Here is a 24,655-nt window from a genome sequence, read left to right as displayed (position 1 = left end):
TGGCGTCAAGGGGGAATACGTATGCGGGAGGGGCTCAGGCCACGGCGGGGGGCAGGTGGCGTTCGCCGCGGTAGGGCGGGGTCGCGAGGACCATCTCCGCCAGGCTGTGCGCCAGCTCGCGCTCGGCCATCACCGCCGCGTCGGCGCCGCGCTCCAGCAGGTGCTTCACCTCGGCGTCGGAGTGCGCCCGGGCGACGATGGTGAGCGAGGCGTTGGCCTCGCGCAGGCGGGCGATGATCTCGCCGGCCTCCAGGGGATTCGGGATGGCGAGCAGGGCGGTGTGGGCGCGCTCGGGCAGCGCTTCGGCGAGGACCGCCGGGTGCACGGCGTTGCCGCGGATCGAGGGGATGCCGGAGGCGCGGGCGCGGTCAACCAGGGCGTCTTCGCCATCGACCACCACCACCGGTACGCCGGCATCCACCAGCACCCGGCCCAGTTCGCTGCCGACCCGGCCGAAGCCGACCAGGATCACGTGGCCGCTCAGGTCCTCCGGCACCGGCGGTTCGGCGATGTAGTTGCGCGGATCGGGGACGACGGCGTGCTGCTGCTGGCGGTCCAGCCAGGCGAACAGCAGCGGGTTGAGCATGATCGACAGCAGGGCGCCGGCGAGCACCAGGTCCTGCGCCTCCTTGTCGATGATGCCCAGCGACAGGCCCAGCCCGGCGAGGATGAAGGAGAACTCGCCGATCTGCGCCAGGCTGGTGGAGATCAGCAGCGCGGTGGAGTGGGGTTTCCCGAACGCATGCACGATGCCGTATGCGGCCGCGGACTTGCCGACCACGATGATCAGGCAGGTGAACAGCACCTCGAAGGGATGTTCGACCAGGATCGCCGGGTCGAACAGCATTCCCACCGAAACGAAGAACAGAACGGCGAAGGCATCGCGCAGCGGCAGCGTCTCGCTGGCGGCCTGGTGGCTGAACTCCGATTCGGCCAGCAGCATGCCGGCGAAGAACGCGCCCAGCGCGAAAGACACGCCGAACAGCGCCGCCGACCCGAAAGCCACGCCCAGCGCGATCGCCAGCACGCACAGGGTGAACAGCTCGCGCGACCCGGTGCCGGCGACCCGCTCCAGGATCCACGGCACCAGCTTGCGGCCCACCAGCAGGATCACCGCGCCGAACGCGGCGACCTTCACCAGGGTCACCAGCAGCGACCGGCCGATCCCCCCGGAGGTGTCGCCGCCCATGCTGCCGGCCAGCGCCGGCATCAGCACCAGCGCGAGCACGCAGGCGATGTCCTCCACGATCAGCCAGCCCACCGCGATGCGTCCGCGGTTGGTCTCCACCAGGCGCCGGTCCTCCAGCGCCCGCAGCAGCACCACGGTGCTGGCGCACGACAGCGACAGGCCGAAGACGATGCCGGCCCCGTTCGACCAGCCGATCCACCGCGCCATGCCCCAGCCGAGCGTGGTCGCCACCGCGATCTGCGCCAGCGCGCCGGGCAGGGCGATGTTGCGCACCGACATCAGGTCGCGCCAGGAAAAGTGCAGGCCGACGCCGAACATCAGCAGGATCACGCCGATCTCGGCCAGCTGCGGCGCCAGCTCCTGGTCGCCGACGAAGCCGGGCGTGTAGGGACCGGCGATGATGCCGGCGACCAGGTACCCCACCAGCGGCGACAGGTGGGCCCGCCTCGCCAGCGCGCCCAGCACGAAGGCCAGCACGAAGCCGCCGACCAGCATGGTGATGAGCGAGGTGTCGTGCGGCATCGGGGACTCCCGGGCGTGCCTGCAGGATGTGCCCGCCGCCGCTCCCCGTGCAAGGGACAACGCAGCGGGCGCCCGGGGCCGGCCCGTACAATGCGCGGATGATTTCCCTGCGTGATTTCGCCCTGCGCCGTGGCGAACGGCTGCTCCTGTCCGGCGTCGACCTCACCCTGCACACCGGCTGGCGGGTGGGCGTGGTCGGGCGCAACGGCACCGGCAAGTCGTCCCTGTTCGCCGCCATCCGCGGCGAGATCGACTCCGACCGCGGCGGCATCGAGCTGCCGGGCCGCGTGCGGATCGCCAGCGTGGCCCAGGAGACCCCGGCGCTGGATGACGTCGCATCGGACTTCGTGCTGTCGGGCGATGCCGAGGTGTTCGCCGCGATCCAGGCCGAGCGCGCCGCCACTGCGCGCGAGGACTGGGAGGCCGTCGCCGCCGCCCACACCCGGCTGGAGGAGCTGGGCGGCTACGACGCGTCCGCGCGTGCCGGGCGCCTGATGCACGGCCTCGGCTTCGCCCCGGACACCCACGGCCGGCCGGTGAAGGCCTTCTCCGGCGGCTGGCGGGTGCGCCTGAACCTGGCGCGCGCGCTGATGACGCCATCCGACCTGCTGCTGCTGGACGAGCCGACCAACCACCTCGACCTGGACGCGGTGCTGTGGCTGGAGCAATGGCTGCTGCGCTACCCCGGCACCCTGCTGCTGATCAGCCACGACCGCGAGTTCCTCGACGGCGTCAGCACCCACACCCTGCACCTGGCCGACGGCAAGGCGCGCCTGTACACCGGCGACTACACCGCCTTCGAGCGCCAGCGCGCCGAGCACCTGCGCCAGCAGCAGATCGCCCACGAGAAGGAACAGGCCGAACGCGCCCACCTGCAGAGCTTCATCGACCGCTTCAAGGCGAAGGCCAGCAAGGCCAGGCAGGCCCAGTCACGCGTCAAGCGCCTGGCCAAGCTGGCCGGTACCGAGGCGGTGCGGGTGGAACGCAGCCTGCGGATCAGCTTCCCCGAGCCGGCGAAGCTGCCGCATAGCTTGCTGGGGCTGGTGCAAGTGGATTGCGGCTACTCCCTTCTCCCGCTTGCGGGAGAAGGTGCCCGAAGGGCGGATGAGGGCAGCTTTTCGTCGGGATCAGAACCAACTGCAAAAGCAGAAGCAAAAGCAAAAGCCCCTCACCCCAACCCTCTCCCGCAAGCGGGAGAGGGGGAAAGGCAGGCGGGAGGGGGGGATGCGATCACGATCCTCCACGACCTCACCTTCACCCTCGAATCCGGCGACCGCGTCGCCCTCCTCGGCCCCAACGGCGCCGGCAAGTCCACCCTCGTCAAATCCCTTGTCGGCGAGCTGCCGCTACTTGCGGGCGAGCGCAAGGCGCATCCGGACCTGCGCATCGGCTACTTCGCGCAGCACACCGTGGAGTCGCTGCGGGCGGGGGCGAGTCCGGTGGACCACCTGGCGGAGATCGCCGGGGACGGGGTGCCGACGCAGCAGCTGCGCGATTTCCTGGGGCGCTGGAACTTTCCCGGTGACCGGGCGTTCGAGAACGTGGACGTGTTCTCCGGGGGCGAGCGGGCGCGGCTGGCGCTGGCGCTGATCGCGTGGCGGCAGCCGAACGTGCTGCTGCTCGACGAACCGACCAACCACCTGGACCTGGACATGCGCGAGGCGCTGGCCGAGGCGCTGGCGGTGTTCGACGGGGCGATCGTGCTGGTCAGCCACGACCGCCACCTGATCGGCCTGGTCTGCGACACGTTCTGGCGGGTGGCGGACGGCCGCGCGGTGCCCTTCGATGGCGACCTGGACGAGTACGCGGCGTGGCTGCGCAGCCGCGACGGCGACAAGGCCGCGGAGCGCAAGGAAGACACCCCGGCCCCCGCGCCGGCCCCAGTTGCCACGCCCAAGCGGCGCAAGGGCAACCCGCACAAGCTCGCGAAGGCCGAGGCGCGGGTCGCGGAGCTCGAAGAACAGCTGGCGGCGCTAGAGGCCGAGCTGGCCGACCCCGATCTTTACACCGATGGCGGAAGCCGCGCCGCGGAACTGGCGAAACGGCAGGCGGAACTGCGTACCGGGCTCGAGGCGGCCGAGGAGGCCCTGCTGGAGCTGTACGCGGACGAGTGACCTCAGGTCAGTCCCGCAGGAAGTACTCCACCGTCGTCACCACCCGCACCCGCTTCACGTGCGGGCTGCTCTGGTCGCGGTCGCTGATGGTCACCACGCCCTGGTTGGCGCTGCGGATTCCGCCCAGGCGCGAGCCGGAGTCCTCTGCGAACTGCTGGGCGGAGTCGCGTGCGGCGGCGGTGGCTTCCGCGATCAGGCCCGGCTTGATGTCATTGAGCTTGGTGTAGTCGAACTCGGGCGCGCTGCCTTCGCCCACCATCACCCCGCGGCTGACCAGTTCGCCGCTGCGGCGGACCACCTCCAGCGCCTTGGCGACGTCGTCGGTCCGCAGGCTCACGGTATTGGCGTAGCGGAATCGCTCCGGCGGGCGCGAGTCGCCGTAGGCCCAGGCCCAGCGGTCCTCGAGCCGCGGCGGCGAAACCACGATCGAGTCCGCGTCGAAGCCGGCCTGCAGGAAGAAGTCGCGGATGATCGCGGTGTTGGCGTCGAGCTCGCGCTGCACCGTGGCCAGGTCGTTGCCGCCGACCGAGTGCGGCAGCGGCCAGACCACCAGGTCGGCGTCGACGATCGCCTCGGCCGAGCCCTTGACGGTCACGAAGCGGTCGGCGGCGCGCAGGCGCTCCATGCCGCCGGCGGCGAACCAGCCCGCGGCGGCGAAGCCGAGCGCGAGGACCACGGCGGCGATCAGGACGGTGGCGGTGCGGGTGGGACGGGACATGGGTGGCTCCACGCGGGGACCGCCACAGCGTAGCGCCTGCCGCTGAACCGGCACCAGCGTGCGGGTTGCCAGCCGCGGGCGCGCCCCCGACCATTCCGGCAACCCCCGCGGAGAGGCCCGCCCATGCGCCAGGACCTGGTGTACCTGCTGCTGATCTTCGGCCTGCTGGTGGTGCCGCGCGCGCTGCAGCGGTTCAACCTGCCGGCGCCGATCACCTCGCTGCTGCTGGGACTGGCGGCGATGCTGGCCTTTGGCGACCGGGTGCAGGACCCGGTGGTCGCGCTGCTGTCGACCATCGGCATCTCCTCGCTGTTCCTGTTCGCGGGCCTGGAGGTCGACCCGGCGGCGCTGCGGCGGGGCGCCACGAAGCTGGGCGTGCACCTGGTCATCCGTGCCGCCGGCCTGGTCCTGGTCGGCTGGCTGGGGATGCGCTGGGCCGGCCTGGGCTGGCAGGCCGCCGCATTGCTGGCGCTGGCGCTGCTGACCCCGTCGACCGGTTTCATCCTGGACACGCTGGAGCGGCTGGGGCTGGCAGAGGACGAGCGGTTCTGGGTCACCAGCAAGGCGATCATCGGCGAGTTGATGGCCTTGGCGGTGATGTTCGTGGTGCTGCAGGCGGGCGATCCCGTGCAACTGGGCATCTCGACGGCCTGGATGGTCGGCATGGTGGTGGGCCTGCCGCTGTTGTTCATCGCCCTGGGCCGGTGGGTGGCGCCGCACGCGCCGGGCTCGGAGTTCTCGCTGCTGGTGATGGTCGGGCTGGTGGCGGCCTACATCACCTACCGGCTGGGCGTGTACTACCTGGTCGGGGCGTTCATCGCCGGCTTCGTGGCGCGCATGCTGCGCATCCGCATCCCGCGGCTGGCCTCGGACACCAACATCCACGCGCTGCGGCTGTTCGCCACCTTCTTCGTGCCGTTCTATTTCTTCCACGCTGGCACCGGCATCTCGCGCGATGCGCTGACCTGGGAGGCGGGGCTGCTGGGGCTGGCGCTCACCGCGGCGGTGCTGCCGCTGCGCGTGGCCATGGGCTGGCTGCAAAGGCGGTGGCTGTTCGGGGAGGCGCGCGGTGCAAGCCTCAACGTCTCGGTCGCGCTGGCGCCCACGTTGGTGTTCACCCTGGTGCTGGCGGAGATCCTCTACAACCGCTTCCAGGTCAGCGGCACGCTGTTCGGGGCCCTGATCCTGTACACCACGCTGAATACCCTGCTGCCGTCACTGCTGCTGCGCACGCCGTTTGACGTGGCTCCGGCCGGCGGCCCGGCCGCGCACCCCGAGGACCGGATGAACGGCAGCCACGATCCGGTGCCCGCGCGCCACCCGGACGACTGAGCCGCCTACGCCCGTGGGGAACCGCCGCCGTCCGCGGCATCCTCGGGGTGGGTCTCCGGCAGCATCTCCAGCGCGGACGGGGTGGTGCCCTGCATCGCGTGGAAGTGGGCGGGCGCGGTGCGGTCGCGGCGGCGTAGCAGGCGGCGGCCCGCGGCCACGAACGCGAGCAGCAGGAGCACGGCCGCGAAGAAGGCCGGGAGCGCCGCCGGGCCGATGCGGTCCATCAACGCGCCGGCCAGCATCGGGCCCAGCGCCGAGCCGGCACCGTGGACCAGCAGCAGGCTGCTGCCCCCGGCCATGATCCGCTCGGCCGGCAGATGGTCGAGCAGGTGCGCCACGCACACCGGGTTGACCGCGAAGACCATGCCGCCGTAGGCGAAGAACAGGGCGTACAGCATCGGCCGGCTCTCCGCCCCCTGCGACCACAGCGCGACCGACAGGCCGCAGGCGGCCAGGCTCACCAGCACCAGCGTGGTCCGGCGATCTCCGCGGTCGGACAGCCGGCCAATCGGCCACTGCAGCAGCGCCCCGCCGGCGACGGCGGCGAACATCATCAGCGCCACCTCGCCGACTTCGAGCCCGAGGGTCGTCGCGTACACCGGCGCCAGGCCCCAGAAGCCGCCCATCACCAGCCCCGAGGCAAGCGCGCCGCTGCCGGCCGCGGGGGCGATGCGGAAGATCTCGGCGGGTGCCATCCGCGGGGTGCGCGGGAAGCTGGGCTGCACCATCCGGCTGGCGGTGACCGGCAGGGTGGCCACGCACACCAGGATCGCGACCAGGCTGAAGGCGACGAAGCCGCCCGGGTCGTTCGCACCCAGCAGCAGCTGCCCGAGCGCGACCGCGCCCAGGTTGACCGCCATGTAGACGGCGAACACCTGCCCGCGCTGCTCGCGGGGCGCCTGGGCATTGAGCCAGCTCTCGATCACCGTGTACCACCCGACCAGCGCCGCGCCGGTCACCGCCCGCAGCAGCGCCCAGGCCCACGGATCGACCAGCACTGGGTGCAGCAGCACCGAGGCCGCCGTGGCGGAGGCGAAGAACGCGAAGGCACGGATGTGCCCGATCCGCTGGATCAGCCCGGGGGTGAAGTAGGTGCCGGCCAAGAAGCCGACGAAGTAGCACGACATCACCAGGCCGAGGGTCTGCGCGCTGAAGCCCTCCATCTGCCCGCGGACGCCCAGCAGGCTGCCGAGCATCCCGGTTCCGGTGAGCAGGATGGCGACGCCGGCGAGCAGCGCGGCGAGGGGACGGACGGTGGCGATCATTCCACTTGTGGCGGGTCTTCGGGAGTGGGCCGCAAGGTATCAGGCCCGGCCGGGGCCACGGTCCACGCAGCCTTGAAACCGGGCGCGCCGTCCCCATCCATGGCCGCAGTCTCCGGTACCTTGCCCTGCCATGCCCATCTACGCCTTCGAGTGTGCCGCCTGCAGCCATGGCTTCGACCGCCTGCAGAAGCTTTCCGACCCCGATCCGACGCAGTGCCCCGAGTGCGGCCGCGACGAGGTCCGGCGCCGCCTGACGGCCCCGCAGTTCCGCCTGTCGGGCAGCGGCTGGTACGAGACCGACTTCAAGAAGGACGGCGAGAAGAAGCGGAACCTGGCGGGCGATGGTGGCGACAAGCCGAAGGCCGATGCCGGCAGCGCCGACAAGCCGGCACCGAAGCCGGAGTCCAAGCCGGCCGCAGCGCCCACGCCCGCCCCCGCGGCCGCTCCGTAACCAGCCGGGGACGGGTAAAATCGCCCGTTTCCGTATTTGCCGGTGTCCCCCATGCGTACCCATTTCTGTGGCCTCGTCGACGAGGCGCTGATCGGCCAGGCCGTGACCCTGTGCGGCTGGGTGGACGTCGCACGCGACCTGGGCGGCCTGTGCTTCGTCGACCTGCGCGACCACGAGGGCATCGTCCAGGTGGTCGCCGAGCCGTCGCAGGCGGAGGGCAACGCGGCTGTGATCGCCACGGCCGCCGACCTGGGCTACGAGGACTGCATCCGGGTCACCGGCACGGTGCGGCGCCGCGAGTCGGTCAACGACCGCATCCGCACCGGCCAGGTCGAGGTGGTGGCCGAGCGCATCGAGGTGCTCAACAAGGCCGAGCCGCTGCCGTTCCACGCCCACGAGAACCCGGGCGAGGACATCCGCCTCAAGTACCGCTACCTGGACCTGCGCACCCCGGACATGCAGCGCCGGCTGCGCACCCGCACGAAGCTGGTGGCGGCCCTGCGCCGCTGGCTGGACGGGCGCGGCTTCCAGGACATCGAGACCCCGATCCTGACCCGCGCCACGCCCGAGGGTGCGCGCGACTTCCTGGTGCCGGCGCGCATGCACCCGGGCGAGTTCTACGCCCTGCCGCAGAGCCCGCAGCTGTTCAAGCAGATCCTGATGATGTCCGGCTTCGACCGGTACTACCAGATCGCCCGCTGCTTCCGCGACGAGGCCCTGCGCGCGGACCGGCAGCTGGAGTTCACCCAGCTGGACATCGAGTTCGCCTGGGTGGAGGAGCGCGACGTGCAGGACACCGTCGAGCGGATGATGCGCGAGGTGTTCAACGAGGTCATCGGCGTGGAGCTGGGCGTGTTCCCGCGCATGACCTGGGCCGAGGCGATGCGACGCTACGGCTCCGACAAGCCGGACCTGCGCAACCCGCTGGAGCTGGTCGACGTCGCCGACCAGGTGCGCGGGTGCGGCTTCAAGGTGTTCGCCGAGCCGGCCGCCGACCCGGCCGGCCGCGTGTGCGCGCTGCGCATCCCCGGCGGCGCCACGCTCTCGCGCAAGCAGATCGACGAGTACGCGGCCCACGCCGGCAAGTACGGCGCCAAGGGTCTGGCGTACGCGAAGATCGGCGAGGACGGCGCGGTGAACTCGCCGGTCGCCAAGTTCTTCGAGGAGGCCGCGTTCCGGGAGCTGCTGGACGTCACCGGTGCCGGCAACGGCGACCTGGTGTTCTTCGGCGCCGGCGCGTACGGCACCGTGTCCGACTTCATGGGCGCGGTGCGGCTCAAGGCCGGCAAGGACTTCGGGCTGGTCGGGGAGGGCTGGAAGCCGCTGTGGGTCACCGACTTCCCGATGTTCGAGTACGACGAGGAGGCCGGCCGCTACGTGGCGCTGCACCACCCGTTCACCGCCCCGGCCGTCGACAGCATCGAGGACCTGCGCGCCAACGCCGCCACCGCGGTGAGCCGCGGCTACGACATGGTGCTCAACGGCAACGAGATCGGTGGCGGCTCGATCCGCATCCATCGCCCGCAGATGCAGGCCGCCGTATTCGAGCTGCTGGGCATCGGCGCGGAGGAGCAGCGGGCCAAGTTCGGCTTCCTGCTGGACGCGCTGAAGTACGGCGCGCCGCCGCACGGGGGCATCGCCTTCGGCATCGACCGCATCGCCGCGCTGATGGCGGGCACCGAGTCGATCCGCGACGTGATCGCCTTCCCCAAGACCACGGGCGCGCAGTGCCTGATGACCGACGCGCCGTCGCCGCTGGACGAGGCGCAGCTGACCGAGGTGCACATCGCCGTGCGGACGCCGGAAGAGGCGGGGCAGGGCGGCTGAGCCGACGGGGAATGCGCCACCCTTGACGCGGGTGGCGCACAATGGTTCCTCCCCCGAACGGGAGCCGACGACATGAAACTGCACCTGTTGACCGCCGCCGCCGCGGTACTCCTGGCGGCCTGTGCCACCACCCCGGCCGTATCCAGCGGCCCCGGGCAGCTGGATACCGAGGGACCCGTCCAGGTGTCCTGGAACGATCCCGCGGAGTTCAGCGAGATCACCCGCGGCCGGGACCGGATGGAGACGTTGCGCGGCACCTGGGTCCGCGAGCTCGCCACCTACCTGCGCGACACCGCGGCCGAGCGCCTGCAGCCGGGCGAAACGCTGGAGGTCGAACTGCTGGACATCGACCGCGCCGGTGACTACGAGCCCTGGCATGGCCCGGAAGCCGACGACATCCGGATCACGCGCCATATCTATCCGCCCAGCATCGTGCTGCGTTTCCGCCACCTCGACGCGACGGGCGGGGTGCTTGCGGAAGGCGAGCGCCGGCTGAGGGACAGCGGCTTCATGTCGCGCGCCCTGACCCATCGCAGCAGCGACCCGCTGCGCTACGAGAAGCAGCTGCTCGACGACTGGCTGTCACGCGAGCTGGGTCGAAGCTGAGCGTGGATGCGGCCGGCGGGGCACCGGTAACGCGGGTCCTGCTGCTGCACGGGCTGTGGATGCCGCGGGCCTCGATGCGCTGGATGGCCGGGCAGCTGCGGCGGGCCGGCTTCCAGCCGCAGCTGTTCGGCTACGCCTCGGTGACCGAGGGCCTGCGCGGCACCCTGCCGGCGCTGCGCGCGCGCCTGTCGGAGCCGACCCACGTGCTCGCCCACAGCTTGGGCGGGGTGATGGCGGTCCAGACGCTGCAGCGCTCGCCGGAACTGCCGGTCGGGCGCATCGTCTGCCTGGGCTCGCCCCTGTGCGGCAGCGCGGCGGCCGAGGGCCTGGCCAGCCGCCCGCTGGGACGGCGCGCCCTGGGTCGTAGCGCCCGCTTGCTGAGCCGGGGGTGCAAGCCCTGGAAGGGACCCGCCGAGCTGGGCGTCGTCGCCGGCGACAGCCCGCTGGGCTTCGGCCAGGCGCTGGGCCGCTTCACCGGACCCAGCGATGGCACCGTGGCGGTGGCCGAAACGCGGCTGGAGGGACTGGCCGACCACATCGTGCTGCCGCTGAGCCACAGCGGGATGCTGTTCTCGGCACGGGCGGCGGCGCAGGCGATCGAGTTCCTGCGGCACGGCCGCTTCCGGCACCCGGCCGGCGGCAACCCGGGGCGGGGCGACAGCCTATAATCGCCGCTTCCGTCGCAGTGGCGACAAGGCAATAAAGAGCAGCAATGGCAGGCCATTCCAAGTGGGCCAACATCCAGCACCGCAAGGGGGCGCAGGACGCCAAGCGGGGCAAGATCTTCACCAAGCTCATCCGCGAGATCTCGGTCGCCGCGCGCACCGGGGGCGGTGACCCCGCCAACAACCCGCGCCTGCGCACCGCCATGGACAAAGCGCTGGCCGCCAACATGACCAAGGACGTCATCGAGCGCGCGGTCAAGAAGGCGACCGGCGAGCTGGAGGGCGTGAGCTACGAGGAGATCCGCTACGAGGGTTACGCCCCCGGCGGGGTGGCGGTGATCGTCGACTGCCTGACCGACAACAAGGTCCGGACCGTGGCCGACGTGCGCCATGCCTTCGGCAAGTTCGGCGGCAACCTGGGCACCGACGGCTCGGTCGCCTTCATGTTCAACAAGCTGGGCGTGCTCAGCTACCCGCCGGGCGCGGACGAGGACGCAATCACCGAGGCCGCCATCGAGGCCGGTGCGGACGACATCGTCGCCTATCCCGAGGACGGCTCCGTCGACGTGCTGACCGCGCCGGAGAACTTCGAGGCGGTGCGTGACGCGATGCTGGCCGCCGGCCACGAACCGGCCGAAGCCGCGGTCACCTGGCGCGCCGACAACGACGTGGCGGTGGAGGGCGAGACCGCGCAGCAGGTGGCCAAACTGCTCGACTGGCTGGAAGACCTGGACGACGTCCAGAACGTGTACTCGAACGCCCAGCTGGGCGAGGACGCCTACGCCTGAGCCGTGCCGCCCGGAAGGGCGGCGCCGGCCCGCGGGGCACCGGAGGGGACAGGCCGTGAGGATCCTGGGGATCGACCCCGGCTCGCAGCGCACCGGCATCGGCCTGGTCGACGTCGCCGCCGACGGCCGCTGCCGCTACGTGCACTGCGAGGCGCTGAAGCTGGTCGACGCCGGCGACTTCCCCGCGCGCCTGGGACTGCTCTGCGAGGGCCTGGACCGGGTGCTGGACGAGTGGCAGCCGACCCACGTGGCGATCGAGACGGTCTTCATGGGCAAGTCGGCCACCTCCGCGCTCAAGCTCGGCCACGCCCGCGGCGCAGCCCTGGCGACGGTGGTGCGCCGCCGGCTGGAGGTGAGCGAATATGCGCCGCGGGTGATCAAGCAGTCGCTGGTCGGGCGCGGCGCCGCCGACAAGGAGCAGGTCCAGCACATGGTGCGCCTGCTGCTGAACCTGGCCAACGGCACCCGGCTGCAGGCCGACGCCGCCGACGCGCTCGCCGTGGCCCTGACCCATGCACACATGAGTGCGACCGCCGCCCGCACCGGCGTCGGAGTGGCGCTGTTGCGGCGGCGCTGAAGGGAGTAGCACGATGATCGGACGACTGAAAGGCACGCTGGTCCACAAGCAGCCGCCTTGGCTGATGGTCGACGTGGGTGGGGTGGGCTATGAGCTGGAGGCGCCGATGAGCACCTTCTACGACCTGCCCGAGGTCGGCCGCGAGGTGGTGCTGTCCACCCACTACGCCCAGAAGGACGACAGCGTCTCGCTCTACGGCTTCCTGACCGAGGCCGAGCGGCGGCTGTTCCGCGACGTGCAGCGGGTGACCGGGATCGGCGCCAAGATCGCGCTGGCGATCCTGTCGGGTGCCAGCGTCGACGAGTTCGCACGGCTGGTGCAGGCCGGCGATACCGCCGCGCTGGTCCGCATCCCCGGCATCGGCAAGAAGACCGCCGAGCGCATCGTGGTGGAACTGCGCGACCGCGCCGCCGACCTCGTCGGTGCCGGGGGGGCCGCCGGATCCGGGGGGGTCCCTGCGGACCCCGAGTCGGAGGCGGTGATCGCGCTGCAGCAGCTGGGCTACAAGCCGGCCGAGGCGGTCAAGATGGCGCGCGGCGCGACGGCCGCGGGCGACGACGCTGCAACGATCATCCGCAAGGCGCTACAGTCCGCGCTTCGCTGAGCACACGGGCCGATCCGGCCGCGCAGGACCGCCATGCCACTTCCCCGTTCCGCCCGCGCCCTTGGGGGCAAGGCGCCCGCATCGGGCCGGCCCGGGCTGGCGGGCCTGGTGGTGGCCGCGATCGGCGTGGTGTTCGGCGACATCGGCACCAGCCCGCTGTACACCCTGAAGATGGCCTTCGACCCGGCGTTCGGGCTGGCCGCGGACCACGACACCGTGCTGGGCATCCTGTCGCTGGTGTTCTGGGCGCTGGTGCTGGTGGTCACGGTCAAGTACGTCACGATCATCACCCGCGCCGACAACGAGGGCGAGGGCGGGATCATGGCGCTGATGGCGCTGGCCCAGCGCACCCTGGCCGGTCGCCCGCGATCGAGCTACCTCGTCGGCCTGCTGGGGGTGTTCGGCGCGGCACTGTTCTTCGGTGACGGGGTGATCACCCCCGCGATCTCGGTGCTTTCCGCACTGGAAGGCCTGGAGGTCGTGGCACCCGAGCTGGGGCGCTGGGTCGTGCCGCTGACGATCCTGGTGCTGGTGGCGCTGTTCTCGGTCCAGCGGTTCGGCACGGAGCGGGTCGGCAGGGTGTTCGGCCCCATCACCGGCCTGTGGTTCCTGGTGCTCGCGGTGCTGGGGGTGGCCAACATCCTCCACGAGCCGGAGGTGCTGCAGGCGATCAACCCCCTGTGGGCGGCGCGCTTCTTCGTCGACCACAGCTGGGGCGGGATCTTCATCCTCGGCGCGGTGGTGCTGGCGGTGACCGGTGGCGAGGCGATCTACACCGACATGGGCCATTTCGGTGCGCGCCCGGTGCGCATCGCCTGGTACGCCTTCGTGCTGCCGGCGCTGATGCTCAACTACCTGGGCCAGGGCGCGCTGGTGCTGGAGGACCCGGCGGCGATCCGCAACCCGTTCTACGTGGGCGTGCCGGAGTGGGGCCGGATCCCGATGATCGTGCTTGCCACTGCGGCGACCGTGATCGCCTCCCAGGCGGTGATCACCGGCGCGTTCTCGGTCACCCGCCAGGCCATGCAGCTGGGCTACATCCCCCGGCTGGGGATCCGCCACACCTCGCGCGACACCATCGGCCAGATCTACATCCCCTCGGTGAACTGGGCGATGGCGGTGGTCGTGGTCCTGCTGGTGCTGGCCTTCGGCAGTTCCTCGGCGCTGGCCGTCGCCTACGGCGTGTCGGTGTCCGGGACCATGCTGATCGACACCCTGCTGCTGGCCCTGGTCGCCCGCGCGCTGTGGCCGGCCTGGCGCTGGTGGGTGCTGCCGCTGTGCGCGGTGTTCCTGGTCGGCGACATCGCCTTCGTCGTGGCCAACGCCGCCAAGATCCCGGTCGGCGGCTGGTTCCCGCTGGTCCTGGGCATCGTCCTGTTCACCCTGCTGCGCACCTGGCGCCACGGCCGCGAGCTGTTGCGCGAGGAGATCCGCAAGGAAGGCATCCAGCTCGACACCTTCCTGCCCGGCCTGATGCTCGCCCCGCCCACCCGCGTGCCGGGCACCGCGATCTTCCTCACCGCCGACAAGGGCGTGGTCCCCCACGCACTGCTGCACAACCTTAAGCACAACAAGGTCCTGCACGAGCGGAACCTGTTCCTGACCGTGGAGACGCTCACCGTCCCCTACGCACCGGCCGACCGGCGCCTGTCGATCCGCTCCATCGGCGACGAGTTCTACCGGGTCGTGGTCCGCTTCGGCTTCATGGAGGTCCCGGACGTCCCGCTGGCGCTGATGCGCTCGTGCGACCAGCAAGACGGGGAAGGGATCGTGATCGACCCCATGGACACGACCTGGTTCGCCAGCCGGGAAACCGTCGTGGCCATGCGTCACCGGGGGATGCCGGTCTGGCGCGACCGGCTGTTCGCCTTCATGCACCGCAATGCGGCACCAGCCTCGGGGTTCTTCCACATCCCGGGCAACCGGATGGTGGAGCTGGGGGCGCAGGTGGAGATCTAGCTCCTTCCCCGTTCCATCCGCGCGGGGGAAAGCGCGGGCTTCGGAAGGAGCGGCGCGCGTGTGGGGTGCTTGCTGGCCGGTTCGATCGCGCCATCCATGGCCCGACTCACCGAGCGCAGGCCCCGCTACGCGGGTCCGGCCCGGCGCAGCGCGCCGGGCGTTCAGCCGGGCGCGCGGCAGTGCCGCGCAAGCAGCCCGGCTTCACCCATGGCCTGCTCCAGCAACACCCCACACGCACGCCGCACCGGCGCCTTGGTTTGGCGGCGTGGTCGGGAGTGCAGGCGGCGCCGCGAGATGCTCCACCTGCGTGGTGGCGGGCTTTGTGTGGTGGCTACCAAGCTTCCGGGCGCGCCTTTGACCAGGCCGGGGTGAAGACAGGGGATCAAGCGCGCAGCGTCCCGCGACCGGTGACCGGCGACCGGCGACCGGCGCCCAGCCCGGCCTGGCCTGGCCTGGCCTGGCCTGGTCGCATCCGGTTAGGACCTCCGGCTCGGGGGGGCGTGGCACTCCCGGCACCTCGGCGCCGGAGTGCCCCGAATTTCTCGGCCAACGTTGTTGACCTGGGCCAGCCATCCCGTCTCGGGCGCAGTTCCCCAGATGGCCGACCACCTCTTTGTGCCACCGAAAACCGAACCGCCGGGGCGGCGTACGGGTGGGGTGTTGCCGGAGTGGGCCATGGATGGCCCACGCTCGGTGAGTCGGGCCATGGATGGCCCGACCGAACCGACCGGCAAGCACCCCACACGTGCGACGCTCCTGCCGGAGCCCCCGAACCGGCCAGCAAGCACGTCACAAGGGCGACGCTCCATCCGGAGCCAACGAACCATGCGACGATACGCGGATGGAAGAAGAGCGCCTGATTGCCGCCGATGCCACCCGCGAGGACGACGCCGTCGAGGCCTCCATCCGCCCCCGCAGCCTGGACGAATACCTCGGCCAGCAGGCCGTCCGCGAGCAGCTCAAGATCTACATCGAGGCCGCCAGGGGCCGGGGCGAGGCGCTGGACCATGTCCTGATCTTCGGCCCGCCTGGGCTGGGCAAGACCACCCTCAGCCACGTGATCGCCAACGAACTGGGGGTCAACCTGCGGGTGACCTCGGGGCCGGTGATCGAGAAGGCGGGCGATCTGGCGGCGCTGCTGACCAACCTGCAGCCCAACGACGTGCTGTTCGTCGACGAGATACACCGCCTCTCGCCGGTGGTCGAGGAGGTCCTCTACCCGGCGATGGAGGACTACCAGATCGACATCATGATCGGCGAGGGGCCGGCGGCGCGTTCGATCAAGCTGGACCTGCCGCCGTTCACCCTGGTCGGGGCGACCACGCGCGCGGGGCTGCTGACCGCGCCGCTGCGCGACCGCTTCGGCATCGTCCAGCGGCTGGAGTTCTACAGCGTCGAGGAACTGACGAAGATCGTGCGTCGTTCAGCCAGGATCCTTGGCATCGACTGCGAGCCAGCCGGGGCGGGGGAGATCGCCCGCCGCGCCCGCGGGACTCCGCGCATCGCGAACCGCCTTCTGCGCCGCGTGCGTGACTACGCCCAGGTCCGCGCGGGCGGCCACATCGACGAGCCGACCGCCGCCGCCGCGCTGGCGATGCTGAAGATCGACCCCGAGGGCTTCGACGACCTGGACCGGCGCATGCTCGGCACCATCATCGAGGCCTTCGACGGCGGTCCCGTCGGCGTGGAGTCGCTGGCCGCCGCGCTGAGCGAGGAGCGCGGCACGCTCGAGGACGTCATCGAGCCGTACCTGATCCAGCAGGGCTTCCTTGTCCGCACCGCGCGTGGCCGGATGGCGACGAACAAGGCGTACCGGCACCTCGGGCTGGAGCCGAAAGCCGGGAACCGGGAAACGGGAACCGGGACCGCGAGTCTGTTCTGATACCGTCCAACCCGCCGCTTTTCCTGTTCCCGGTTCCCAGTTCCCCGTTCCCGCTTCACCTCCTCATCCCATGTTCAGCCTCCCTCTCCGCATCTATTGGGAAGACACCGACGCCGGTGGCGTCGTCTATCACGCGCAGTACCTGGCCTTCATGGAGCGGGCGCGCAGTGAGTGGATGCGCGCGCAGCGGTTCGGGCAGGAACTCCTGCGCCGCGAGCACGGTCTGCAGTTCGTGGTCCGGTCGATGGAGATCGACTTCCGCCGGGCGGCGCGGCTGGACGACCTGCTCGGGGTCGGCTGCTCGCTGGTCGAGTGCCGCCGCGCCAGCGCGGTGTTCCACCAGGTGGTGCGCCGCGGCCAGGAGGTACTGGTCACGGCGAAGGTGCGGGTGGCGGCGGTGGACGTGGAGGGCTTCCGGCCCGTCGCGATCACCGAGCCGCTGCTGGAGGCGCTGCGGGCGCGGGTCGAACCCGCGCCGCAGGCATGACAATCGAACCGGACGCGATCCGAACAACCAGTGCCCGTGACATGGGCGGAGATCCCTGCATGACAGCCAAGCCGATCCTTCCTTCCCCGTTCCCCCGTCCGTGCCCCCGCCTGGCCGGCGGCGCGTCCGGCGCGGAGGCGGCCCGATGATCGCCATGCCCATCGCGATGCAGGCGGCGCAGGTCGAGCCGCTCCCGGAGACCGCCGACACCGCCGCCACCCAGCTGCCGGCAGCGCCGGGACCGGTGGAGCTGGAGGGCGGCCTCAACTACCTCGACCTCATCCTGCACGCCAGCATCCCGGTCCAGCTGGTGATGCTGCTGCTGGTCGCGGCCTCGATCGCGTCGTGGGTGATCATCTTCCGCAAGAAGAAGGTGCTCGACCGCGCCGAGCGCGAGGCCGAGAGCTTCGAGGAGCGCTTCTGGTCCGGCACCGAGCTGACGCGCCTGTACGCCGCTGCCTCGGAGCGCAACCGGGAGGTCGGCGGGATGGAGGCGATCTTCGAGTCCGGCTTCCGCGAGTTCTCGCGCCAGCGCCGGGTCGCCGACAGCCGCATGCAGCTGGAGGCCGCGCAGCGCGGCATGCGCGTGACCACCGCGCGCGAGCTGGACGGGCTGGAGCGCAACCTGGAGTTCCTGGCCAACGTCGGCTCGATCGCGCCCTACGTGGGCCTGTTCGGCACCGTGTGGGGGATCATGATTTCCTTCCACAGCCTGGCCAACATGAAGGAGGCGACCATCGCCACCGTGGCGCCGGGCATCTCCGAGGCGCTGATCGCGACCGCGATGGGCCTGTTCGCGGCCATCCCCGCGGTATGGGCGTACAACCGCTTCGCCACCAAGGTCGAGCGCATCGCGGTGCGCTACGACGCGTTCTCCGAGGAGTTCTCCTCGATCATGGAACGCCAGTCCGGGCAGGAGTGAGGCATGGGCCCGAACAGCCGCCGGGTGCGCAAGCGCCGCCTCAAGGCCGAGATCAACGTCGTCCCGTACATCGACGTGATGCTGGTGCTGCTGATCATCTTCATGGTCACCGCGCCGCTGATGAACCTGGGCGTGGACGTGGAGCTGCCGCGCGCCGACGCCCGCTCGATCACCAGCAGCGACACCGACCCGGTGGTGGTCAGCGTGGACGCGGCCGGCAACTACTTCCTGACCCTGCAGGGCGCGCCGCAGGAGGCGCTGACCCCGGAGGAGCTGGAGGCCCGGATCTCGGCGTTCGTGCGCAACAACCCCAATGTGCCGGTATTCGTCGCCGGTGACCGCGACACCAGCTACGAGCTGGTGGTCCAAGCGCTGGCCTTGCTGAAGAACGCCGACGTGCCGCGGGTGAGCCTGATGAGCGTGCCCACGGAGGCCGGGCAGCAGTGAGGGAGACCCGTGCCGACACCGTGCAGGCGGTGGTGCTGGCCGTCGCCCTGCACCTGGTCCTGTTCGGGCTGATGCTGGCGGGACTGTGGTGGACCCGCGCGCCGGAGCCCGTCTCCGCCGCCGGCTCGCCGGTCGCGGCCGAGCTGGTCGATGCCGACGCGCTGTCGGCCGCCATGCAGCAGGCGCTGAGCGAGCGCCCGGAGCCGGCGGTACCGGAGCCGTTGCCGGACCCCGAACCCGAGCCCCTGCCGGAGCCGGAGCCGGTCGCACCGCCGCCGCAGCCCGAGCCCGAGCCGCGCCCGCAGGACGCACCGGCACCGCCCCAGCAGGCGCCGCAGGAGTCGCTGCCCGACCCGGACACCGTCGACCAGGACGAGGTGGTCGCCGAGCCGACGCCGACCCCGGCCGAGGAGAACGCGCGCCTGCAGGAAGAAAGGCGCCGCCAGGAGCAGATCGACCTCACCGAGCGCCAGCGCCAGGAGGAGGCCGAGCAGAAGCGCCGGCGCGCCGAGCAGCAGGCCGAACGCGAGCGGCGCCTGGCGGAGATCCGCCGCGAGCGCGAGAAGGCCGAGCGCGAGCGCGAACTGCTCGAGCAGAAGGCGCGGCAGCTGGCCGAGGCCCGTGCCGCGGCCGACGCGGCCACGGGCAGCACCGCCAGTCCGCCGCCGGGCAACGAGGGCGTCGACACCGGACTCCAGGCACGGTACGCCGCGGCGCTGACCGAGGCGATCCGGGCCAAGTGGACGCGGCCGGAGACCGTGCCGCTGGGCGCGCGCTGCACCCTGGTCATCCGCCAGCTTCCCGGGGGCGAGGTGATGAGCGTGGACGTGGCCAGCCCCTGCAGCTACGACGAGCAGGGACGCCGCTCGGTGGAGGCCGCCGTCCTCAAGGCGCAGCCGCTGCCGTATGCGGGGTTCGAGCGCGTGTTCGCCCGCGAATTGCGGCTGAACTTCGTGGCCCAGGACTGACCTGGCGCCGTCCGGCTCCCGTTCAGCTTTGAGAAGCCTTTCACGCGCATGCTGTTACACGTTGCGCTCCGCAGTCAGGACCCGCTGATGAAACGACACCTTTCGTGGTTGGCCGCGCTGCTGGCCTGCCTGTTGCCGGTCACCGCGTTCGCCCAGCAGGCGCTGGAACTCGACATCGTGGGCGGCCATGCCGCCGCACTCCCCATCGCCGTGGTGCCCATGCCCTACCAGGGCAGTGGCGCCGCCCCGGACACCGACGTCGCGGCCGTGGTGGCCGCCGACCTCAACCGTTCCGGCCAGTTCCGGGTCCTGCCCGAGCGCGACCTCGTCGAGCGGCCGACCCGCGGCGGGGAGGTCAACTACCCGACCTGGCGTGCGCTCAACCAGGACTACCTGGTGGTCGGGCGCGTGCTGGACGGCGGCGCTGGGAGCTACCGGGTCGAATACGAGCTGTTCGACGTGGCCACCCAGCAGCGGCTGATCGGCCTGGCCATGACCGCCCGGTCCGGCGCCATGCGCGACGTCGCCCACCAGATGGCTGATGCCATCTACGAGGAGATCCTCGGCGTTCCGGGTGCGTTCTTCACCCGCATCGCCTACGTGACCGCCACCGGCGTGGGCGCCAACGCCCAGTACGCGCTGGTCGTCGCCGATTCGGACGGCCACAACCCGCAGACGGTGGTGCGCTCGCCCGAGCCGCTGCTGTCGCCGGCGTGGCACCCGGACGGTAACCGCCTGGCCTACGTGAGCTTCGAGGCGGGCAACTCCGAGATCTGGATCCAGGACATTTCCACCGGTGCGCGCGAGGCGATCTCCCGGTTCCGCGGCATCAACGGTGCCCCGGAGTTCTCGCCCGACGGCAACCGCCTGGCGCTGACGCTGTCGCGCAGCGGCAACCCCGAGATCTACGTCATGGACCTGGCCAGCCGCGCGCTGACGCAGCTGACCAACCATTTCGCGATCGACACCGAGCCGGTCTGGAGCGCCGACGGTGGCACGATCTACTTCACTTCCGACCGTGGCGGGCAGCCGCAGATCTACCAGGTCCCGGCGTCCGGGGGCAGCGCCACGCGCACGACCTTCCAGGGCACCTATAACGCCAGCGCCTCGGTCTCGATGTACGGCAACAAGCTCGCCACGGTGCAGGGTGGAGGCAACGTGTTCCGGATCGCCATGGCCGATTCCAGCCTGGGCAGTCCGCGCTGGACCACGCTGTCGCCCGGTTCGCTGGATGAGTCCCCCAGCTTTGCGCCCAATGGCGCAATGATCCTCTATGCTGCGCGGGAGGGTACCCGCGGGGTGCTCTACGCCGTGTCCGCGGATGGCCGCGTGCGCCAGCGACTCGTGCTGGCGGACGGGGACGTGCGCGAACCGGCATGGGGTCCGTTCCGTACGCCACATTGATTACCGTCCTGATCAGACGGTTTTGATGGAAGTGGTCCAACGTTGAATCCATGACGAGGAAAGTAACCATGAACAGCACCACGCGCGTCCTGATTGCCGCACTGCTCTGCACCACGGCGGTCGCCTGCTCGAAGAAGGTCCGGGAAGAAGCCCCGCCGCCGGTCGAGCCGACCCCGACCCCGACCACCCCGGCGCCGACCACCGGCGTGTACGGCCCCGAAGACCTGGACACCGATGCCTGCCTGCGCCAGCGCGTCGTGTACTTCGACTTCGACCAGGACACCCTGCGTCCGGAGTTCCAGTCGATCGTCGGCTGCCACGCCAAGTACCTGCGTGACCGTCCGTCGGCACGCATGACCCTGGAAGGCCACGCCGACGAGCGCGGCAGCCGCGAGTACAACCTGGGCCTCGGCGAGCGCCGCGGCAATGCCGTGTCGGCGGCCATCCAGGCCAACGGCGGCTCGGGCAGCCAGCAGACGGTCAACTCGTTCGGCGAGGAGCGCCCGACCTGCACCGCCTCCAACGAGGAGTGCTGGGCGCAGAACCGCCGCGTCGAGATCATCTACAACGCGCGGTAAGAGATGGCACCGGTGATGCGTAAATCCTTCATTGCGATGATCGCCGCACCGGTGGTGGTCGCGGCGGCCCTGGTGGCCGCCGCGCCCGCTTCGGCGCAGCGCATGAGCCTGGCCGAGCGGGTTGCCCTGCTCGAGCAGCAGGCCGGAAACAACCAGGCCACGATGGATCTGCTGCGGCAGGTGAACATGCTCAAGGACGAAGTGGTCGCGCTGCGCGCGCAGGTGGAGGAGCTCACCCACCAGCAACAGCAGGCGCGTGAATCGGCGCGCATGCAGTACCTGGACCTGGACGGCCGCTTGAACCGGCTGGAGGGCGGTGCCGCCCCCGCGGCGGATGGCCCGGGTGAGGTGCTGGAGCTCGGCGCCACCCCCGAAGTGCCTTCGGCGCCCGCCACCCCCGCGGCTCCGGCGGACCCCGCCCCCGTCGTGCACGGGGATCCCGGCGCCATGGACGCGCTTGAGGGCGAGCGCGAGGCCTACGACGCCGCGTTCGCCGCATTGCGCGCGGGCAAGTACGACGAGTCGGCCCGCCAGTTCAATTCCTTCCTGGGCTACTACCCGGACGGGGCGTTCGCGCCCAACGCGCTGTACTGGCTGGGCGAGAGCTACTACGTGACCCAGAACTACCAGCTGGCGCTGCAGCAGTTCCGGCAGCTGCTGGAACGCTTCCCGACCCATGACAAGGCGCCCGGCGCGCTGCTGAAGGTCGGACTATCGCAGCAGGGCCTGCAGCAGCTTGATGCGGCCGAGCGCACGCTGGCCGAGGTTTCCTCGAGGTACCCCGGCACCGACGCGGCGCGCATCGCCGAGGACCGGTTGGGCGCGATCCGGCTGGGCCGGTTGAACTGACCCCGCCTGCAATCCCCCGGGTCCGGTGCAATGCGCCTTCGGCGATTGCACCCTGGGCCGCCTGCGGCGTCCGTTCGGGCGTCGTCCATGGTGCGCCGCGGTAGAATCCCCCCATGAATGCCGTGGACCACCCGGCCGCCGCTGCCTCGCCGGAGCGACTGCGGCTGACCGAAATCTTCCTTTCCCTGCAGGGCGAGTCGCGCACCATCGGGTTGCCGACCGTGTTCGTGCGCCTGACCGGCTGCCCGCTGCGCTGCCAGTACTGCGACACCGCGTACGCCTTCCACGGCGGTGAGTGGTGGGACTACGACGGCATCCTGACCGAGGTCGCCCGCCACGGGGTGCGCCATGTCTGCGTCACCGGAGGCGAGCCGCTCGCGCAGAAGCGTTGCCCGGAGTTGCTGCGCAGGCTGTGCGACGCCGGGTATGCCGTGTCGCTGGAGACCTCCGGCGCGATGGACATCGGCGTCGTCGACACCCGCGTCTCGCGGGTACTCGACATCAAGACGCCGGGTTCCGGCGAGGTGGCCCGCAACCTGTGGGACAACCTCGGCAAGCTGACCGCGCACGACCAGGTGAAGTTCGTGGTCTGCTCGCGCGAGGACTACGAGTGGGCGCGCGCCGTGCTTGCGGAGCATCGGTTGGCCGACACCTGCGAGGTCCTCTTTTCGCCCAGCTTCGGCCAGGTGGACGCCACCGCGCTGGCCGACTGGATCGTCGCCGACCGGCTTCCGGTGCGCTTCCAGGTGCAGTTGCACAAGCTGCTTTGGAACGACGAACCGGGCCGCTGAGGCGCTTGAGGGAACACACGATGTCCAGGAACGCAGTGGTCCTCCTTTCCGGAGGCATGGATTCGGCCGTGGTGCTTGCCATGGCTCGCGCGCAGGGCTTCCGCTGCCATGCGCTCAGCGTGCGCTACGGCCAGCGGCATACCTCCGAACTGGAGGCGGCCGCCCGCGTTGCGCGGGAGCTGGGCGCGGTGGAGCACAAGGTGGTCGACGTCGACCTGCGCAGCATCGGCGGCTCGGCCCTGACCGCCGACATCGACGTGCCGACCAGCGAGGAGGCCGCCGCCGACCCGATCCCGGTCACCTACGTCCCGGCCCGCAACACCATCATGCTGTCGGTGGCCCTGGGCTGGGCCGAGGTGCTCGGCGCGGCGGACATCTTCTGCGGGGTCAACGCAGTGGATTACTCCGGCTACCCGGACTGCCGGCCGGAGTTCATCGAGGCCTTCGAGCGCCTGGCGAACCTGGCCACCCGCGCCGGGGTGGAGGGCGCCGGCATCCGCATCCACGCTCCGCTGCAGCACATGGGCAAGGACGCGATCGTCAGCGAGGGACTGCGGCTCGGCGTGGACTTCTCGCACACGGTCTCGTGCTACCAGGCCGATCCGGACGGGCGGGCGTGCCGGGTGTGCGATGCGTGCCGATTGCGGGCGGCGGGGTTCGAGCGGGCGGGGGCGGTGGATAGTACGCGGTACGTGTAGCGGCGAGTGCCCTCATCCGCCCTTCGGGCACCTTCTCCCGCAAGCGGGAGAAGGGGAACGGGGGTCAGGTGCGGCGGATTCGTTGTTCGGCGGCCATGCGGGCGCGCGCCTGGCCTTCGACGCCGGTGCCGATGGGGGTCGGGGCGTGCAGGTTGCCGCCGGTAACGTCCGCGGGCGGGGCGTCCTCCATCTGCAGCTGGTGCGAGACCGCTGCCGTCGCGCTCTCGGTCACCCACGGCATGAACTGCTGGCTGGCCATGGCCGCCTTCGCGGGCGCGCCGACCACGATCTCGTCGCGCGGGTTGTCCAGTGCATCCACCAGGGCGTCGACCACCTGCCAGGCGTCGGTGACCGGGAACGGCTGCAGGCTGCGCCCGGTGTAGTTGGCCGCGTGCTCGTAGAACGGGGTGTCGGCCGCCATCGGCAGGACCGCGCAGACCCGGATGCCGCTCGTACGGTCCAGCGCCAGTTCCTGCCGCAGCGAGGCGCACAGCCCGACGATCCCGTATTTGCTCGCGCAGTAGCTGGCGTAGTACGGGGCCGGCGTGCGGCCGAGCATCGAGGCCACGTTCACCAGGGTGCCGGATCCCTTGCTGCGGAAATGGCGCATCGCGATGTGGCTGCCGTTTACTGCGCCGCCCAGGTTGGTCCGCAGCACCCGTTCGTGGTCGCGCAAGGGGATCTCGTCGAAGCGGCCGAGCGCCGCCACCCCGGCGTTGTTGACCCAGGCATCGATCCGCGGGAATCGCGCCAGCGCGGCGGCGGCGACCTTCTCCAGGTCGTCCGGGTTGCCGACATCGGCGTGCACCGCGATCGCGTTGCCGCACTCCTTGGCCAGGTCCTCGACCAGCGACTTGCGCCTGGCCACCAGCACCAGGTTGTCGCCGCGCCCGGCCAGCCGTTGCGCCAGGCCGTGGCCGAAGCCGCTGGAGGCGCCGGTGATGACGATGGTCCTGCCCTGCTGCATGCCACGCTCCCGGTTTGGGTCGGTGGCCACTGTGGCGCGCCGGGC

Annotated in this window: 24 protein-coding genes; 20 read left to right on the top strand and 4 right to left on the bottom strand. The window is 71.1% G+C overall.

Going from position 1 to position 24,655, the window contains the following annotated elements:
• Positions 1–34: 34 nt before the first annotated feature.
• Entirely contained in the window at positions 35–1,711 is a 1,677-nt protein-coding gene (gene ybaL, locus G545_RS0112235; RefSeq protein WP_027070624.1) for a YbaL family putative K(+) efflux transporter, read from the bottom strand.
• A gap of 98 nt (positions 1,712–1,809) precedes the next feature.
• Here ybaL and G545_RS0112230 point away from each other — a divergent pair, with 98 nt between their 5' ends.
• The gene (locus G545_RS0112230; protein WP_027070623.1) at positions 1,810–3,825 is read left to right on the top strand and encodes an ABC-F family ATP-binding cassette domain-containing protein; all 2,016 of its coding nucleotides are present in this window, start codon (positions 1,810–1,812) and stop codon (positions 3,823–3,825) included.
• A 7-nt stretch (positions 3,826–3,832) separates the two neighbouring features.
• Here G545_RS0112230 and G545_RS0112225 read toward each other — a convergent pair whose 3' ends face one another.
• Complete coding sequence (locus tag G545_RS0112225; protein ID WP_027070622.1) at positions 3,833–4,543, bottom strand: SIMPL domain-containing protein; 711 nt, start codon at positions 4,541–4,543, stop codon at positions 3,833–3,835.
• A gap of 123 nt (positions 4,544–4,666) precedes the next feature.
• Between G545_RS0112225 and G545_RS14720 the strand changes: the two genes are divergently transcribed.
• Positions 4,667–5,875 carry a cation:proton antiporter gene (locus G545_RS14720; protein ID WP_081677889.1) on the top strand — a complete coding sequence of 403 codons (1,209 nt, stop codon included), beginning with the start codon at positions 4,667–4,669 and terminating at the stop codon, positions 5,873–5,875.
• Between the two features lie 5 nt (positions 5,876–5,880).
• On the opposite strand, the gene G545_RS0112215 is transcribed toward G545_RS14720, so the two are convergent.
• Positions 5,881–7,140 carry an MFS transporter gene (locus tag G545_RS0112215; protein ID WP_027070621.1) on the bottom strand — a complete coding sequence of 420 codons (1,260 nt, stop codon included), beginning with the start codon at positions 7,138–7,140 and terminating at the stop codon, positions 5,881–5,883.
• Between the two features lie 130 nt (positions 7,141–7,270).
• On the opposite strand from G545_RS0112215, the gene G545_RS0112210 reads away from it, so the two are divergent.
• The 18 genes from G545_RS0112210 to queC all read left to right on the top strand — a co-directional run bounded on the left by G545_RS0112210 (position 7,271) and on the right by queC (position 23,643).
• Complete coding sequence (locus G545_RS0112210; RefSeq protein ID WP_027070620.1) at positions 7,271–7,591, top strand: FmdB family zinc ribbon protein; 321 nt, start codon at positions 7,271–7,273, stop codon at positions 7,589–7,591.
• A gap of 51 nt (positions 7,592–7,642) precedes the next feature.
• On the top strand, positions 7,643–9,418 hold the full coding sequence (gene aspS / locus G545_RS0112205) for an aspartate--tRNA ligase (protein WP_027070619.1): 1,776 nt from the start codon (positions 7,643–7,645) through the stop codon (positions 9,416–9,418).
• A gap of 72 nt (positions 9,419–9,490) precedes the next feature.
• On the top strand, positions 9,491–10,024 hold the full coding sequence (locus G545_RS0112200) for a DUF3016 domain-containing protein (protein ID WP_027070618.1): 534 nt from the start codon (positions 9,491–9,493) through the stop codon (positions 10,022–10,024).
• A gap of 2 nt (positions 10,025–10,026) precedes the next feature.
• Positions 10,027–10,692 (top strand): esterase/lipase family protein, encoded by a 666-nt coding sequence (locus G545_RS14715; RefSeq protein ID WP_244874626.1) that lies wholly within the window; start codon positions 10,027–10,029, stop codon positions 10,690–10,692.
• A gap of 44 nt (positions 10,693–10,736) precedes the next feature.
• Complete coding sequence (locus G545_RS0112190) at positions 10,737–11,477, top strand: YebC/PmpR family DNA-binding transcriptional regulator (RefSeq protein ID WP_027070617.1); 741 nt, start codon at positions 10,737–10,739, stop codon at positions 11,475–11,477.
• Between the two features lie 55 nt (positions 11,478–11,532).
• Entirely contained in the window at positions 11,533–12,054 is a 522-nt protein-coding gene (gene ruvC / locus G545_RS0112185) for a crossover junction endodeoxyribonuclease RuvC (protein ID WP_027070616.1), read from the top strand.
• 13 nt (positions 12,055–12,067) lie between these two features.
• Positions 12,068–12,658, top strand: coding sequence for a Holliday junction branch migration protein RuvA (gene ruvA, locus G545_RS0112180; protein ID WP_027070615.1), 591 nt, complete (start codon positions 12,068–12,070; stop codon positions 12,656–12,658).
• A gap of 33 nt (positions 12,659–12,691) precedes the next feature.
• A complete protein-coding gene (locus G545_RS0112175) occupies positions 12,692–14,617 on the top strand; it encodes a potassium transporter Kup (protein WP_027070614.1) in 1,926 nt (641 codons plus the stop codon).
• An 841-nt stretch (positions 14,618–15,458) separates the two neighbouring features.
• On the top strand, positions 15,459–16,499 hold the full coding sequence (gene ruvB / locus G545_RS0112170) for a Holliday junction branch migration DNA helicase RuvB (protein ID WP_027070613.1): 1,041 nt from the start codon (positions 15,459–15,461) through the stop codon (positions 16,497–16,499).
• A gap of 70 nt (positions 16,500–16,569) precedes the next feature.
• On the top strand, positions 16,570–16,986 hold the full coding sequence (gene ybgC / locus G545_RS14710; RefSeq protein WP_036137407.1) for a tol-pal system-associated acyl-CoA thioesterase: 417 nt from the start codon (positions 16,570–16,572) through the stop codon (positions 16,984–16,986).
• Between the two features lie 145 nt (positions 16,987–17,131).
• A complete protein-coding gene (gene tolQ / locus G545_RS0112160) occupies positions 17,132–17,908 on the top strand; it encodes a protein TolQ (RefSeq protein WP_027070612.1) in 777 nt (258 codons plus the stop codon).
• A gap of 3 nt (positions 17,909–17,911) precedes the next feature.
• On the top strand, positions 17,912–18,355 hold the full coding sequence (tolR, locus tag G545_RS0112155) for a protein TolR (protein WP_027070611.1): 444 nt from the start codon (positions 17,912–17,914) through the stop codon (positions 18,353–18,355).
• Entirely contained in the window at positions 18,352–19,323 is a 972-nt protein-coding gene (gene tolA, locus G545_RS0112150) for a cell envelope integrity protein TolA (protein WP_027070610.1), read from the top strand. Before tolR ends, tolA begins: the two co-directional genes overlap by 4 nt.
• 87 nt (positions 19,324–19,410) lie before the next feature.
• The gene (gene tolB, locus G545_RS0112145) at positions 19,411–20,727 is read left to right on the top strand and encodes a Tol-Pal system beta propeller repeat protein TolB (protein ID WP_027070609.1); all 1,317 of its coding nucleotides are present in this window, start codon (positions 19,411–19,413) and stop codon (positions 20,725–20,727) included.
• 68 nt (positions 20,728–20,795) lie between these two features.
• Positions 20,796–21,305: a peptidoglycan-associated lipoprotein Pal gene (pal, locus tag G545_RS0112140; RefSeq protein WP_027070608.1), complete on the top strand. Its 510-nt coding sequence runs from the start codon at positions 20,796–20,798 to the stop codon at positions 21,303–21,305.
• 15 nt (positions 21,306–21,320) lie between these two features.
• Positions 21,321–22,154 carry a tol-pal system protein YbgF gene (gene ybgF / locus G545_RS0112135; RefSeq protein ID WP_027070607.1) on the top strand — a complete coding sequence of 278 codons (834 nt, stop codon included), beginning with the start codon at positions 21,321–21,323 and terminating at the stop codon, positions 22,152–22,154.
• Between the two features lie 113 nt (positions 22,155–22,267).
• Positions 22,268–22,945 (top strand): 7-carboxy-7-deazaguanine synthase QueE, encoded by a 678-nt coding sequence (queE, locus tag G545_RS0112130; protein WP_027070606.1) that lies wholly within the window; start codon positions 22,268–22,270, stop codon positions 22,943–22,945.
• Between the two features lie 20 nt (positions 22,946–22,965).
• Positions 22,966–23,643, top strand: a complete 678-nt coding sequence (queC, locus tag G545_RS0112125; RefSeq protein ID WP_036138207.1) for a 7-cyano-7-deazaguanine synthase QueC — start codon at positions 22,966–22,968, stop codon at positions 23,641–23,643.
• A 64-nt stretch (positions 23,644–23,707) separates the two neighbouring features.
• On the opposite strand, the gene G545_RS0112120 is transcribed toward queC, so the two are convergent.
• Positions 23,708–24,610 carry an SDR family NAD(P)-dependent oxidoreductase gene (locus tag G545_RS0112120; protein WP_027070604.1) on the bottom strand — a complete coding sequence of 301 codons (903 nt, stop codon included), beginning with the start codon at positions 24,608–24,610 and terminating at the stop codon, positions 23,708–23,710.
• Between the last annotated feature and the right edge of the window lie 45 nt (positions 24,611–24,655).

It is taken from the genome of Lysobacter defluvii IMMIB APB-9 = DSM 18482 (genome assembly GCF_000423325.1).
In the GTDB taxonomy this organism is placed as follows: domain Bacteria; phylum Pseudomonadota; class Gammaproteobacteria; order Xanthomonadales; family Xanthomonadaceae; genus Novilysobacter; species Novilysobacter defluvii.
Note: the sequence above shows the minus strand (reverse complement) of the source record. Positions and strands in the feature narration are given on the sequence as shown.

Excerpts from the sequence above, each read along its gene's own strand:
- G545_RS0112120 (WP_027070604.1), bottom strand. The coding sequence starts at position 24,610 with ATGCAGCAGGGCAGGACCATCGTCATCACCGGCGCCTCCAGCGGCTTC.
- G545_RS0112215 (WP_027070621.1), bottom strand. The coding sequence starts at position 7,140 with ATGATCGCCACCGTCCGTCCCCTCGCCGCGCTGCTCGCCGGCGTCGCC.
- tolB (WP_027070609.1), top strand. The coding sequence starts at position 19,411 with ATGAAACGACACCTTTCGTGGTTGGCCGCGCTGCTGGCCTGCCTGTTG.
- aspS (WP_027070619.1), top strand. The coding sequence starts at position 7,643 with ATGCGTACCCATTTCTGTGGCCTCGTCGACGAGGCGCTGATCGGCCAG.
- tolR (WP_027070611.1), top strand. The coding sequence starts at position 17,912 with ATGGGCCCGAACAGCCGCCGGGTGCGCAAGCGCCGCCTCAAGGCCGAG.
- pal (WP_027070608.1), top strand. The coding sequence starts at position 20,796 with ATGAACAGCACCACGCGCGTCCTGATTGCCGCACTGCTCTGCACCACG.
- G545_RS0112210 (WP_027070620.1), top strand. The coding sequence starts at position 7,271 with ATGCCCATCTACGCCTTCGAGTGTGCCGCCTGCAGCCATGGCTTCGAC.
- ruvB (WP_027070613.1), top strand. The coding sequence starts at position 15,459 with ATGGAAGAAGAGCGCCTGATTGCCGCCGATGCCACCCGCGAGGACGAC.
- tolQ (WP_027070612.1), top strand. The coding sequence starts at position 17,132 with ATGATCGCCATGCCCATCGCGATGCAGGCGGCGCAGGTCGAGCCGCTC.
- ruvA (WP_027070615.1), top strand. The coding sequence starts at position 12,068 with ATGATCGGACGACTGAAAGGCACGCTGGTCCACAAGCAGCCGCCTTGG.
- G545_RS0112230 (WP_027070623.1), top strand. The coding sequence starts at position 1,810 with ATGATTTCCCTGCGTGATTTCGCCCTGCGCCGTGGCGAACGGCTGCTC.
- ybgF (WP_027070607.1), top strand. The coding sequence starts at position 21,321 with ATGCGTAAATCCTTCATTGCGATGATCGCCGCACCGGTGGTGGTCGCG.
- ybaL (WP_027070624.1), bottom strand. The coding sequence starts at position 1,711 with ATGCCGCACGACACCTCGCTCATCACCATGCTGGTCGGCGGCTTCGTG.
- G545_RS0112200 (WP_027070618.1), top strand. The coding sequence starts at position 9,491 with ATGAAACTGCACCTGTTGACCGCCGCCGCCGCGGTACTCCTGGCGGCC.
- G545_RS0112225 (WP_027070622.1), bottom strand. The coding sequence starts at position 4,543 with ATGTCCCGTCCCACCCGCACCGCCACCGTCCTGATCGCCGCCGTGGTC.
- G545_RS14720 (WP_081677889.1), top strand. The coding sequence starts at position 4,667 with ATGCGCCAGGACCTGGTGTACCTGCTGCTGATCTTCGGCCTGCTGGTG.
- G545_RS0112190 (WP_027070617.1), top strand. The coding sequence starts at position 10,737 with ATGGCAGGCCATTCCAAGTGGGCCAACATCCAGCACCGCAAGGGGGCG.
- queE (WP_027070606.1), top strand. The coding sequence starts at position 22,268 with ATGAATGCCGTGGACCACCCGGCCGCCGCTGCCTCGCCGGAGCGACTG.
- queC (WP_036138207.1), top strand. The coding sequence starts at position 22,966 with ATGTCCAGGAACGCAGTGGTCCTCCTTTCCGGAGGCATGGATTCGGCC.
- G545_RS0112175 (WP_027070614.1), top strand. The coding sequence starts at position 12,692 with ATGCCACTTCCCCGTTCCGCCCGCGCCCTTGGGGGCAAGGCGCCCGCA.
- ybgC (WP_036137407.1), top strand. The coding sequence starts at position 16,570 with ATGTTCAGCCTCCCTCTCCGCATCTATTGGGAAGACACCGACGCCGGT.